Origin of the sequence: Vibrio kanaloae (genome assembly GCF_024347535.1) — a bacterium.
GTDB lineage: Bacteria > Pseudomonadota > Gammaproteobacteria > Enterobacterales > Vibrionaceae > Vibrio > Vibrio kanaloae.
The window spans coordinates 2,753,895-2,766,537 of the sequence record NZ_AP025497.1 but is presented as its reverse complement, the minus strand read 5'-3'; the positions used below and the strand labels follow the sequence as shown (position 1 = coordinate 2,766,537).

The 12,643-nt window shown below is 42.4% G+C and carries 12 protein-coding genes; all 12 read left to right on the top strand.

All coding sequences use genetic code 11. From position 1 onward, the window contains the following. Positions 1–6 precede the first annotated feature (6 nt). The 12 genes from OCV24_RS12435 to rng all read left to right on the top strand — a co-directional run bounded on the left by OCV24_RS12435 (position 7) and on the right by rng (position 12,640). The gene (locus OCV24_RS12435) at positions 7–582 is read left to right on the top strand and encodes a prepilin-type N-terminal cleavage/methylation domain-containing protein (RefSeq protein ID WP_150878694.1); all 576 of its coding nucleotides are present in this window, start codon (positions 7–9) and stop codon (positions 580–582) included. A 37-nt stretch (positions 583–619) separates the two neighbouring features. Then, the gene (locus OCV24_RS12430; protein ID WP_150878692.1) at positions 620–1,093 is read left to right on the top strand and encodes a type II secretion system protein; all 474 of its coding nucleotides are present in this window, start codon (positions 620–622) and stop codon (positions 1,091–1,093) included. 144 nt (positions 1,094–1,237) lie between these two features. Beyond that, positions 1,238–1,756, top strand: a complete 519-nt coding sequence (locus OCV24_RS12425) for a prepilin-type N-terminal cleavage/methylation domain-containing protein (RefSeq protein WP_150878690.1) — start codon at positions 1,238–1,240, stop codon at positions 1,754–1,756. Next, on the top strand, positions 1,753–2,322 hold the full coding sequence (locus OCV24_RS12420) for a type IV pilus modification PilV family protein (protein ID WP_102507117.1): 570 nt from the start codon (positions 1,753–1,755) through the stop codon (positions 2,320–2,322). The genes OCV24_RS12425 and OCV24_RS12420 overlap by 4 nt, the downstream gene beginning before the upstream one ends. After that, positions 2,322–3,062, top strand: coding sequence for a prepilin-type N-terminal cleavage/methylation domain-containing protein (locus OCV24_RS12415; RefSeq protein ID WP_046224499.1), 741 nt, complete (start codon positions 2,322–2,324; stop codon positions 3,060–3,062). The genes OCV24_RS12420 and OCV24_RS12415 overlap by 1 nt, the downstream gene beginning before the upstream one ends. Beyond that, entirely contained in the window at positions 3,052–3,480 is a 429-nt protein-coding gene (locus OCV24_RS12410) for an MSHA biogenesis protein MshP (RefSeq protein ID WP_136998468.1), read from the top strand. The genes OCV24_RS12415 and OCV24_RS12410 overlap by 11 nt, the downstream gene beginning before the upstream one ends. Before the next feature lie 2 nt (positions 3,481–3,482). Next, complete coding sequence (locus tag OCV24_RS12405; protein WP_150878688.1) at positions 3,483–7,907, top strand: DUF6701 domain-containing protein; 4,425 nt, start codon at positions 3,483–3,485, stop codon at positions 7,905–7,907. Between the two features lie 150 nt (positions 7,908–8,057). Beyond that, positions 8,058–9,101: a rod shape-determining protein gene (locus tag OCV24_RS12400; RefSeq protein ID WP_017055947.1), complete on the top strand. Its 1,044-nt coding sequence runs from the start codon at positions 8,058–8,060 to the stop codon at positions 9,099–9,101. Positions 9,102–9,195: 94 nt separating this feature from the next. Further along, on the top strand, positions 9,196–10,083 hold the full coding sequence (gene mreC / locus OCV24_RS12395; RefSeq protein WP_017055948.1) for a rod shape-determining protein MreC: 888 nt from the start codon (positions 9,196–9,198) through the stop codon (positions 10,081–10,083). After that, positions 10,073–10,561 carry a rod shape-determining protein MreD gene (mreD, locus tag OCV24_RS12390; protein ID WP_060467090.1) on the top strand — a complete coding sequence of 163 codons (489 nt, stop codon included), beginning with the start codon at positions 10,073–10,075 and terminating at the stop codon, positions 10,559–10,561. Before mreC ends, mreD begins: the two co-directional genes overlap by 11 nt. A gap of 7 nt (positions 10,562–10,568) precedes the next feature. Beyond that, positions 10,569–11,150, top strand: coding sequence for a Maf family protein (locus tag OCV24_RS12385; RefSeq protein WP_017055950.1), 582 nt, complete (start codon positions 10,569–10,571; stop codon positions 11,148–11,150). 20 nt (positions 11,151–11,170) lie between these two features. Continuing rightward, positions 11,171–12,640 (top strand): ribonuclease G, encoded by a 1,470-nt coding sequence (gene rng / locus OCV24_RS12380; protein WP_017055951.1) that lies wholly within the window; start codon positions 11,171–11,173, stop codon positions 12,638–12,640. Positions 12,641–12,643 lie beyond the last annotated feature (3 nt).

Sequence of the window (12,643 nt, the reverse complement as noted above, 5' to 3'; positions counted from 1 at the left end):
TAGAAAATGCTTAAAAATCAAAAGGGTTTCTCCCTTGTCGAATTAGTTGTCGTAATTGTCGTTGTTGGTTTATTGGCAGTGGCTGCTTTACCTCGCTTCTTAGATGTGACTGATGAGGCTAAAAAATCAAGTATTGAGGGCGTTGCGGGTGGTTTTGCAACCGCAGTGTTATCAGCAAGAGCGCAATGGGAAGCCGAAGCAAGACCCTCAGAGAAGATCGGTGCTGAAACATACAATACTGTAGATTATGATGGTGTTGATTTTTGGTTAACAAGATCAAAGAACAGTAGCAATGAAGATACTGACTTTCGAGACGGCTACCCATGGACTTTGAATAGCGATTCTTCAGTCGCACCTGGAGATATTACTTCTGAAACTTGTGCGGAATTGATGAGAAACTTGTTGCAGAACCCGCCAGAAGTTGGCACGGTTGATGAAATTGATGACGATTCAAATTACAAATATTCAGCGCAAGCGAATTCTGGTGATGCAACCTGTACTTACATTCAATTAGAAGGTAATACCGAGCACCAATTTGTTTACGAAATTAAAACTGGTCGTGTGACCGTAACTTTGCAGTAAGTCTGCGTAAAATTAAACATAGAGAGAGAGCTAAACTATGAAAAGACAAGGCGGTTTCACCCTAATCGAACTAGTGGTTGTAATTGTTATTCTGGGTATTCTTGCTGTAACAGCGGCGCCACGTTTCCTAAACCTGCAAGATGATGCGCGTGAGTCTTCTCTGCAAGGTCTTGCTGGAGCAATGCAGGGGTCTGCTGGCATTGTATTTGGTAAAGCTGCGATAGAAGGTAAAGAGTCTAAGCCTGATGAAGCAATTTCCGATGGTGCTAAGACTATTGAGATTGTTTATGGGTACCCAGAAGCAACATCTGCGGGTATTGGTGCTGCAACAACAATCGATGGTTTTGTTCAGTTAGATAGCGATACTACTAAGAATACAATTAACTACGGTTTTGATAACTATTCAGTTCAGTGTGTGCAATATACTCAAGCAACATCGGCAGCAGAAGCTTCAGTTAAAGTTATCACAAGCGCAACTACAGATGGTAGTACTTGCCTAGAAGCACCTTAACCTAGGTTATTTTTTATAAAGGCCAGCACCTGCTGGCCTTTTTTCTATCTACAACACATAAATATCAAAACGATTCATATACATAACATCGTAAGCTTCGTTATCTTGTATAATCAGTATTCGCTAAGCAGTTAGAGGCTCATTATGGATAGCAGCCCCACATCCAAAGGTTTTACTCTGGTAGAGCTGATCATTGTTATCATTATCCTCGGTATTGTTTCCACTTTTGCCGCGAGCCGCTTCATTGGTACTTCTAGCTTTTCAGCTTTTACAGCACAAGAGCAAATTATCTCGGTGATTCGTCAGGTTCAAGTAAATCGAATTCAGACAAATATTCCCAACTTATACAGTTACTGTAGTGACGCGAGCCGCCCTAAGTTTCAAAAACTTTGCCTGCGGAGCCGCATAACGATCAATGCTCGTTGTATTGGTAGCTCAAGCGGTTGCAGTGTCAGTGACTCTAATGCCCGAAGTGATGTAGTTGTAGCTGATCAAGTCTCGTTCAGTACTACACCGTCAGTGTCACACATTACGTTTGATCTGCTCGGTAACCCACTTGATACTGCAAGTCGTGGCGTGAGCATTTTGATTACCGCAGGGCAAAGCCAAGCTAATGTTTGTATTAACTCTCAAGGTTATGTACGTGAAGGGGCGTGCCTATGATTCGCTCACGTGGCTTTACTCTGATTGAAAGCATTGTTGTAATTATCGTGTTAGGCGTTGCGATGGTTACGATTACCAGCTTTTTAGTGCCTCAAGTGGCAAGTTCGGCCAACCCACAATATCAAAACCGCTCCGTAGCCTTAGGCCAGAGTTTGATGAATCAAATTTTGGCTCGTGGTTTTGATCACAATAGTGATTTTGATGGTGGTTTGATTCGTTGTGGCGATGCGGGTGCGACCGCTTGTTCAGCTCCAGATAAACTCGGAGTGGATGGAGCAGAGGCAACGCCTGCAGATTTTACTGATGTTGATGACTATATCGGTTGTTGGTACACAGATACCACCGAGTCTGCGTGTGTTTCATCACCTAAGTATCCGCTCGCTAATATCCTAGATGAAAATATCAAAGACAGTTATGCCAATTTTCGTGTTGAGGTTTCGGTGTTTTATGATCAAAACATGGATGGAATTGATGATGAATCTATTGGCACAATGAAACGCGTTGAGTTACAGATCTTTGGTGGTAACAACCGTTATAGTTTGGTTGCTTATAAGGGGAACTACTAATGAAACAACGTGGTTTTACCCTAATTGAAATGATTGTGACGATCGTGGTTGTTGGTGTGATTGGGTTGGCTATCGCTGGTTTTGTTGAATACGGCATGAAAGGGTATGTTGAGACTATTGATCGGCAGAAGGTACAAGTTAAAGGACAGTTTGTTGTTGAAAAGATGTCGCGAGAAATCAGCCACGCGGTCCCCAATAGTTTTGATTCGGACTATACTCCTGCATCGGCTTATGACCAAAAATGTCTTACTTTTTACGCTATTAAATACTCAGGCTTTTATCACCTTGATGAAGCGACAGATGAACTGAATTTTATTATCGGCCAAGACTCCCCAATACTCGATGTAAATGATTTTCTTATTATTAACCCAACCGCGTACTCGGAGTTGGTGGCTGGTTCAACTAAGCGGATTCCTGTGTCGGGCTTGGTTTCAACAGCCAATGTATTTACCGCGCCTTCCGTTAACTTAAGTAGTCAGTCTATTGCTCAACGACATTATATTTATGATGGTAGTGATGCGGTGAGTTACTGTTTAGTGAATGATACTGTTCAGAATCAAGGCCTAATTCAACGTAATGGAATTACCGTTGCAGACAGTATCAATTATGCTAAAAGTAACTTCCACTACGAAGAACCAAGTTTGCAGCGTGGTGGTGTGATTCACATCGACCTCGTGCTTGAGCAAAACAGTGAAGTAAGCGTTTACCAACAAGATGTGCAGGTACTCAATGCGCCATAAAAAATCGTCTCAACAAGGTAGTGTTTTGGTTGTCGCCATATTTGTTATTGTGGTGATGGGCTTTCTTGCGACTTCTTTAGTGCAAGTGCAGTGGTCAAATCACGATACCTTGACGCGTAAACAGCTTGGCACACAAGCTTGGCTATTAGCACACTCCGCTAATGAGTGGGCACTTACTCAAGTTTATCCACTAACGGTTTCGCCTGCGGTTTCCACCAGTGTGAGTACTGTATGTAACACCTTAAATGCCAATCAAGTGAGTAGTGGTATGTCGACTATTTGTTCCGTAGACCAATTAACCTGCAGTCAAATTAGTGTTTTGGATGATGTCGGTTTTTTCAAGATTGAATCAACTGCAATCTGTGGTTCGGGTATTAACCAAGTACAGCGTATTCAAGAAGTTTGGGTGAGGGAGTGAGTATGAAATTTTTGGTTGGTCTTTTCAGAACACTTAAAAATTATGTTCATTATGATGTTAATTTTTTGAAGCTAAGTGTAATCATGATTGTCTTATGTGGAGCTTCTTTTGTTTCGATAGCTGATGAATTTTCACCTCAACAATGTGATGACCTCAAAAGACAGGATGGCTTTTCTGTTGCTTTTATTGTGCCAAACCCAAAGACAGTTACAGTAGTACTTGAGTCAAATAAACCAGATGTTGTCTTATGGTCGAGTGTAGCTAGTAGTGCTGCCAAGATAACCGATGAGAGCGTGAACCCTGAAGAAAGAGTCCTGCTAGTTTACAAACCTATATCTAATAATGGTAAGTATGGACGCTTAATTTACAAGCTTGATACAGGTGCGGGGTATATAGAAAAACAGTCATCTCTAATTTTGATTGATGGGGGAAATGGTACTTTACAAGTTTCGGGAGATACTGTTGTCGTTGAGTGTGCCGATGGAGAAGAAGAACCCGACCCGATTCCCGAGTTAGAAGACGTATCCTATGAGTTTGGGTCTATTGAAGGGATGGATTGCACTCATGGTTGTAACCTATTGTTCCAAAAGCAATATGAGAATCCTATTGTATTCTTAATGTCGACTATCAACTCTGATGATATCGTGAATAGCGTACCAACAAAGGCTAGTGTTGCAACTATTTGGGATTCGAAGAAAGGTGCAACAATTGAGAGTGAATCGGCTGAAAGTTATAACTCCACGGATCGAATGTCGCCGATTTATTATTTTGTTACCGAGCCAGGAAGGTTAACATTTTACGATGACAATGGTTCCAAGGTTTATGGTGAAGCTGGAAACATCATAACTTCTAAGGCTCAATGTAAAGGCAATGCCTGTGGCAGTTCTGATTGGGAAACGGTCTCATTTCAGGGAGGTGATATTGCAAACCCCGTGATCATGGCTCAAGTTCAGGGCAAGGACCGAGATTGGGCTACAACTGCTATCTCTGGTTTAACTAACCAAAAATTTAAGCTTGCTTTAGAGCGTGGTCGACAGGGGCCAACTTCTTCAGCTAAGCAAATAGCTTATTTAGCTGTCCCTACTTTTTCAGGGCAAGATGAGTCTAAAACATCAAAAATAGAGTTTTTCCAAGCGCCTGGTACATACAACCAAAAAACTGAAATAGAGCCAGGTAAATCTATAGGCTGGTCATGTCTGAATAACGAAATATCATTACATCAAAACTTTAATAAGTTTGGTGTTATTGCTAATAAGCAAACCCGAAATGGTGGTGATGGTGGTTGGCTACGTTATTGTAAGCAGTATGTGAGTGGAGGAGAGTCGCAATTTACGTTCGCATTTGATGAAGATGCTACTTCTCTTAGTACTCGTAAACATGGTGCTTATGAATCAGTAGGCTATTTCGCATTTGAAATTCCCGAGGTCGAGATTCCTGTTAACGTATGTAACTTGTTCCCTGAGCCTATCCAAAGTTGGACTGGGGTTGAGAGTTCATTGATTATTAATAATGGGGCTGTCACAACTTTCAATGGCTGGTCTCCCGATTATCTTGACGCTTTTTCAATTGAAAATGATCGATCTTGGAGCCCATCTAATCCTAATCCCGAGAGTTTGCTTTTAGTCGGATTTGATTTAGAGGGAGGTACAAATCAAATGTACAACCATGATGTCTGTGGAGATGATTTAGGTTGTGCTGTAGGGAATGAGGATAGCCAACTAAATCGACGAAAGATTGACCATAACTTGCTGCCTAATGTTCCGAGTCGTTCTGTAACAGAAACCCTGCCTATTGATAAAAACATCAAGTCTAGATGTGATGCGTCAAACTTGTGTTCATTTGAGTTAGTAGGAGCTAATGCTAATGTGTATATTAATGAAGACTTGAAACGACTATATATAAATGATTTAGGCAATGAGTATCCAGAAATAAGGGTTCACCTCAAAGATGGTTTATATATTGATGATTTTGAAATATCAAATGGTAGTGGTTTAGTATTAATTATCCCTGAACAATCCTCAGTAACTTTTAATGATTTTTTTGCTTCGGATACAAACCGAAGTGATTTTATATTTGGAAATAACTCTAAAATAAATGTAGTTACAAGTTTTAAATTTAGTAATAGCGTCGATATTGTTAATGAGAACGCATACCCAATCATTTATGCTCCAGATGCAACTGTACAGTTGAAAGGAAACTTTAGAGGCTTTATTTTAGCGAAAACACTTAACCTGCCAAACTTACTTACAGTAGAAGGTGCAGTTACTGCTGCGAGCGTTGTTTCGCAGAGTGGTTTAGTTATTAATAAGCCTGACTATAGCTGTCCACTTCCTCCACTTTCAACTGGTTCTCTTGTCGTTACCCCAAAATATTCGCATGTTCTAACTTGTGAGGTCGCTGAGGTTGAGTTTAAAGTCGTAGATGATGATGGCAACGTGATTAGCACCGTTCAAGATAACTTCACTGCATCACATTCACCAAATTCTACTGGGAAGTGGTGTGAAGATGAGAACGGAAACCGTTGCTCTACATCTTCGGGGGATTACCAAAGTCACTTTGTGAATGGGCAAAAAACTTTGTACTTATCTTCTTATAAATTAGAGAGTTATGATGTCAGTGGTACTTGGAATGATGACTTAGAAACGGCTGCATCACAAATTAACTTTGTACCCTATAAGTTCGATGTTGATGAGCAGTTTGTTGTGGCTGGTGATGGGTACGAAGTGACGGCAAAGGTATCGTCTTGTAATACGCAGGATTCTTCTTTATCACAAGATTATGTAGGCACCCCTAAAGTTAGTTTAGACATCGTTCAACCTGCGAACGGAAATGATGCGATAAGCTTATTTGATTACACTCCAGATTTTGAGCTAAGTGATAAAGGAGAAACAACCGATACACTTTCGATTCACGAGTCAGGTCAATTTAAAGTCACGTTGACTGACAACAGCTTTGACTGTAGTGAGATATCGGGTTGCCCTGAGAGTGGTATTGATAAACTTTCAGGTAGCTTCTTTGTTAACTCTCGTCCTTGGAAATTTGCAATCTGCACGAACAGCAATTCTGATGGTAACAGTAGTGGTGGTAGTGCGTTCGTGGCAGCAGGGGAAGAGTTTGATGTGTTTGCTAAACCTATTAGGTTCACGAGTGACGCTAATGGGTTGTGTAGTAATAGCTTAGTAACACAAAACTATTTACTGTCCTCGGGTGCTGTTGTTGCCACTCATACTCTTGATACACCTAGTATGAGTGGTGCTGTAGTGGGTAGCTTAGAACCAACGAATCAACTTACTCAATCTAGTTCTGATATTGTTTCTTCTGATAATGGTTATAAATTCAAAAGCTTAAAGTATTCAGAAGTTGGTAGTATTAACTTTGAAGTAACTGAAAACTCAAACAGCTTTTACGGCAAGATTCTTGGTGGATTTGCAGGTAACAAGAACATAGGGCGCTTTTACCCTGAACATTTGACACTTATTAGCAACAGCTGGAACTATTCTAGCGACCACGATAGCTTTGCTTATATGGCACAGGGTATTTCTTTCAATTTTATCGTTGAAGCCCGCAATCGAGATAACGAACCAGTGACTAACTATGGTCTATTTACGGGTTCGTTAAAGGCATCGATTAAGCACGTAGCGATAAACGAAGAAGATGGTGCAGTTTTAAATACAAGGGTTTGGTTATCAGGAGGAAATGATGCGGACAGTGTTAGTTGGGGAGAAGATGATTGGTCTTCGGCTCGTTTAACAATTGAAAATTTTGATTATGAATTCTTAAGGTTAGCTAGTGAAGATGGCCCGTACGATCATACTAATAGTCAATTTGGATTGTGGGTCAGTGATAAAGTTGATGGTGTAGATTTACAATTTCTAGACTTAGAAAATACTAATGGAGGCTATACCAATGGGACGAAGTTTAGTTTTCAACCGGATTTTAGATATGGACGAATGTCTCTAAAAGATGTGGGAGGCAATCAAGGTCGTAATATCCAAGTTCCATTAGAAGTTCAGTATTGGTCCGGAAGTAAATTTGAAATTAATTCTGATGATAGTGGAAGCCAGTTTAACGGTAGTGATTACTGTGTGACTAAAATTTGGGATGAGCCTGATGCTACAGATGCCAAACTAACTAGCGATACAGATGATAATGAAAGTGACGATACAGTATCAGTATTGAATGGGATATCAAGTGACCTTATTGCTAAACAAGATACCAGTCGTCGTGAGCAAGTTAGGCTATTTTTAAGGCAGGGTAGTTCACCAAGTGGAGCTACTTGTTTTGGAAGTGAAGGGACTCAACCTTGGCTCCAGTACAACTGGCGCCAGCTAGGTGATGAAGATCCCTCCACCGTCATCACATTTGGTATCTACCGCGGTAACGATCGTGTGATTTACCGAGGTGAAAGTGGTTTAACAGGTCAGTAATAATATAATTTTTGCCTCTTAAGTTAGGAATCTGTAAGAAATTGCGGGTTTCAGTCCATGTTTATACTTCAATGCCTTGCCGTGACAGCAAGGCATTGGTACATTTAGTGCAATTTTTGTCTTCTAATTCTTGCAGGATGAGCGAAGAATATGTTTAAAAAACTTCGTGGCATGTTTTCAAACGACCTATCGATTGATTTAGGTACCGCCAATACCCTTATATATGTAAAAGGCCAAGGCATTGTTCTTGATGAGCCTTCAGTTGTCGCTATTCGTCAAGATCGCACGGGATCGGCAAAAAGTGTTGCTGCTGTTGGTCACGCAGCTAAGCAAATGCTTGGTCGTACGCCTGGTAACATCTCAGCGATCCGTCCAATGAAAGACGGTGTGATTGCCGACTTTTACGTAACGGAAAAAATGCTTCAACACTTCATCAAGCAAGTGCACGACAACAGTGTGCTTAAACCAAGCCCTCGTGTTTTGGTTTGTGTTCCTTGTGGTTCAACGCAAGTTGAGCGCCGTGCTATCCGTGAATCGGCGCTAGGTGCTGGTGCTCGCGAGGTTTACCTTATCGATGAGCCTATGGCTGCTGCGATTGGTGCTGGCCTGCGCGTATCTGAACCAACGGGTTCTATGGTGGTTGATATCGGTGGTGGTACCACTGAAGTTGCCGTTATCTCACTTAATGGCGTGGTTTACTCATCTTCTGTTCGTATCGGTGGTGACCGTTTTGATGAAGCGATCATCAACTATGTTCGTCGTAACTACGGCAGTTTGATCGGTGAAGCGACAGCAGAGAAGATCAAACACGAAATCGGTTCAGCTTACCCTGGCGATGAAGTGGAAGAGATCGAAGTTCGTGGTCGCAACCTTGCTGAAGGTGTGCCTCGTAGCTTTAGCCTAAACTCAAACGAAATTCTTGAAGCACTTCAAGAGCCTCTATCTGGCATTGTTTCTGCAGTAATGGTTGCACTTGAACAGTGTCCACCTGAACTGGCTTCTGATATCTCAGAAAACGGTATGGTATTGACTGGTGGTGGTGCACTACTAAAAGATCTAGACCGTTTGTTAACTGAAGAAACCGGCATCCCTGTTGTTGTTGCAGAAGAGCCATTAACGTGTGTTGCTCTAGGTGGCGGTAAAGCCTTAGAGATGATCGACATGCACGGTGGTGACCTGTTCAGCGAAGAATAATATTTAGTGTTAGGCTCTTTTCTTATCTAGTTTTATGTGAAGAGCCTAGGACCTTGTCTATAGGATCAAATGTAGCTCTAGGACCAAATATAGAATGAAGCCAATTTTTGGTAGAGGTCCCTCTCTACAATTGCGCCTGTTTTTTGCTGTAACTTTATCAGCCAGCCTTATGCTGGCTGATAGTCGTTTAGATGCTTTCTCAAATGTTCGCTATCTATTAAACAGCGTGGTTGCCCCTATTCAGTATGCAGCCAACTTGCCTCGCACTATGTTCGATGGTGTATACGACCGTTTTAGTACCCGTAAAGTGCTAGTCGAATCTAACCATAATATTAAACGAGAAGTCTTACGGTTGAAGAGTGAGCTGATTCTGCTTGACCAATATCAAGAAGAAAATAAGCGCCTTCGTAAACTGTTAGGATCGCCGTTTATCCGTGATGAGAAGAAAGTTGTCACAGAAGTGATGGCAGTCGACACTTCACCATACCGTCATCAAGTCGTGATCGACAAAGGTCAGATTGATGGGGTGTATGAAGGGCAGCCGGTGATTAACGAGAAAGGCATTGTCGGCCAAGTGACGTTTGTTGCTGCTCACAATAGCCGTGTTCTACTGCTTATTGATGCAAACAACGCAATTCCTGTGCAAGTTATTCGAAACGATATTCGGGTGATAGCTTCGGGTAATGGCATGATGGATGAGATTCAGCTAGAGCACATTCCAACCAGCACCGATATCCAACAAGAAGATCTATTAGTGACGTCTGGTTTGGGTGGGGTTTATCCTGAAGGGTATCCAGTGGCTCATGTTTCTTCGGTTGACTACGACCCGAAACGCGAGTTTGCCGTTATTAAAGCAGAGCCAGTGGTTGAGTTTGATAAGCTCAGATACTTGCTTCTTGTATGGCCTGATGAAAACAAACAGATGAAAGCAGAGCAATCCAGCATTGAACAAGTATTGTTAGAGGGTGAAGATGGCCAATAGTGTTTTAAGAAGTAAAATAGTAATTGGCTGCTCATTTTTGATAGCACTTATTCTGCAAACTATCCCTTGGCCTGGTAGCTTAGATCTTTTTAGGCCATCTTGGTTATTACTGGTTACCTGTTACTGGGTTTTGGCTATGCCTCATCGTGTTAACGTGGGTAGCGCTTTGATTCTTGGCTTATTGTGGGACCTCTTGATCGGTTCTACGCTAGGGATTAGAGGAATGATGATGGCAATTGTTATGTACATAATTGCGCTTAACTTCCTTGTCATTCGTAATATGGCATTGTGGCAGCAAGCCATGATCATTGCAGCGTTAACGGTGTTATTTGAAGTATTGATATTCTTTGGTGAATATTTGATTCAAGATGTCGTATTCAATCCATTGTCGTTATGGAGTGCACTGATAAACTGTATACTTTGGCCTTGGATGTTTTTATTAATGAGACGAGTTCGTCGTCATTGGCATGTAAGGTAGCGTGACGATGGAAAAGAAGTCTTTAGTATTAGCATCTGGTTCCCCGCGCCGCAAAGAGCTGCTATCTCAACTTGGTTATGAGTTTTCTGTTCTTGTGACTGATGTGGAAGAGTGTAAACACGCTCAAGAAACCGCCGAAGAATATGTTAAGCGGCTATCATTGGATAAGGCTTTAGCTGCTTTGTCTTTGTTAGGTGTTAGTGATCCTGAAAAGCAGCATGTCGTTCTAGGTTCTGATACCGTAGTCGTCAGTCAAGGGCAGGTACTCGAGAAGCCTGCGGATTTTTCTGATTCTAAGCGAATGCTTACTCAATTAGCTAATCATCGCCACCAGGTGATGACGGCTGTCTCTGTTGTCTCGGCTACACAACAAAATACAAAAATCGTTATTACCGACGTATGGTTTAAACCCCTCAGTGAAAAAGAAATAGAACAATACTGGGAAACAGGGGAGCCATGCGATAAAGCCGGTAGCTATGGGATCCAAGGTTTGGGTGGACGCTTTGTTACCCGAATCGAAGGTAGTTATTACGCCGTTGTCGGCTTACCTTTATTTGAAACGGACCAGCTACTGCAAGAATTCTTATAATTACAGATCTGAGGTGCACCATGAGTGCTGAATTGTTGCTGAACGTGACCCCGAGTGAAACTCGTGTGGCCATGATTGAAGGGGGAACTCTTCAGGAGATCCATGTCGAACGAGATGCTCGACGCGGCATCGTAGGAAATATCTATAAAGGACGTGTCAGTCGTGTTCTGCCAGGGATGCAGGCAGCTTTTGTGGATATAGGTCTTGAGAAAGCAGCTTTTTTACACGCCTCTGATATTGTTCCGCATACTGAATGTGTCGCTGAAAATGAAAAGAAACAGTTTCAAGTTCGTGATATATCAGAGCTTGTTCGCCAAGGGCAAGATATCGTGGTTCAAGTCGTCAAAGATCCCCTAGGTACCAAAGGGGCCCGGTTAACGACAGATATCACTCTACCATCTCGTTATCTGGTCTTTATGCCGGGTGCTAGCCATGTTGGTGTTTCTCAGCGTATCGATAGCGAGTCTGAACGTAATCGCCTTAAGAAAGTGGTCTCTCGTTACTGTGACGAACACGGTGGCTTCATCATCCGTACCGCAGCCGAAGGTGCTGATTCTAATGAGCTTGCACAAGATGCCGCATTCTTGAAGCGACTTTGGCTAAAAGTGTTAGAGCGTCGTGGTAAGCACAAAGCACGCACTCGTTTGTACGGTGAGCTTTGCTTAAGTCAACGTATCTTGCGTGACTTTGTAGGGACTGAGCTGAGCAAGATCCAAGTCGATTCTCGTTTAGAATATGAAAACCTAAAAGAATTCACTTCTGAGTATGTGCCAGAGCTGACCGACAAGCTAGAGTTGTATGAAGGCGATAAGCCGATCTTTGATATGTACGATACCGAGAACGAGATTCAGCGCTCTTTGGATCGGAAAGTCGAATTAAAGTCTGGTGGTTATCTGATCATTGACCAAACAGAAGCGATGACGACTGTCGATATTAACACTGGCGCATTTGTCGGCCGTCGTAACTTAGAAGAGACGATCTTCAATACTAACGTCGAAGCGACACAGGCGATTGCCCGTCAGCTGCGTCTGCGTAACTTAGGCGGCATTATCATTATCGACTTTATCGATATGCTGTCTGAAGAGCACCGTAAGCGAGTACTAACTTCTTTGGAGGCGGCGCTGGACAAAGATCGTGTGAAAACCAATATTAACGGCTTCACACAGCTTGGGTTAGTGGAGATGACGCGTAAACGAACTCGTGAAAGTATTGAGCATATTCTGTGTTCGAGTTGCCCTGCCTGTGAAGGTCGCGGCAGTGTGAAAACGGTTGAAACGGTTTGCTATGAAATTCTTCGAGAGATCACGCGAGTGAATCGTGCGTACGACGCCGATAAGTTTGTGGTCTACGCAGCGGCAGCTGTGGCTGAGGCGCTAGAAGGCGAAGAGTCTCATGCGCTTGCGGAGCTTGAAGTCTTTATTGGCAAGCAAGTTAAAATCCAGGCTGAGCCTCTGTACATACAAGAGCAGTTTGATGTGGTTATGATGTAATGG

Coding starts and splice junctions, on each gene's coding strand:
- mreC (WP_017055948.1), top strand. CDS start 9,196: ATGAAGCCAATTTTTGGTAGAGGTCCCTCTCTACAATTGCGCCTGTTT.
- OCV24_RS12410 (WP_136998468.1), top strand. CDS start 3,052: ATGCGCCATAAAAAATCGTCTCAACAAGGTAGTGTTTTGGTTGTCGCC.
- OCV24_RS12405 (WP_150878688.1), top strand. CDS start 3,483: ATGAAATTTTTGGTTGGTCTTTTCAGAACACTTAAAAATTATGTTCAT.
- rng (WP_017055951.1), top strand. CDS start 11,171: ATGAGTGCTGAATTGTTGCTGAACGTGACCCCGAGTGAAACTCGTGTG.
- OCV24_RS12430 (WP_150878692.1), top strand. CDS start 620: ATGAAAAGACAAGGCGGTTTCACCCTAATCGAACTAGTGGTTGTAATT.
- OCV24_RS12425 (WP_150878690.1), top strand. CDS start 1,238: ATGGATAGCAGCCCCACATCCAAAGGTTTTACTCTGGTAGAGCTGATC.
- OCV24_RS12400 (WP_017055947.1), top strand. CDS start 8,058: ATGTTTAAAAAACTTCGTGGCATGTTTTCAAACGACCTATCGATTGAT.
- mreD (WP_060467090.1), top strand. CDS start 10,073: ATGGCCAATAGTGTTTTAAGAAGTAAAATAGTAATTGGCTGCTCATTT.
- OCV24_RS12435 (WP_150878694.1), top strand. CDS start 7: ATGCTTAAAAATCAAAAGGGTTTCTCCCTTGTCGAATTAGTTGTCGTA.
- OCV24_RS12415 (WP_046224499.1), top strand. CDS start 2,322: ATGAAACAACGTGGTTTTACCCTAATTGAAATGATTGTGACGATCGTG.
- OCV24_RS12420 (WP_102507117.1), top strand. CDS start 1,753: ATGATTCGCTCACGTGGCTTTACTCTGATTGAAAGCATTGTTGTAATT.
- OCV24_RS12385 (WP_017055950.1), top strand. CDS start 10,569: ATGGAAAAGAAGTCTTTAGTATTAGCATCTGGTTCCCCGCGCCGCAAA.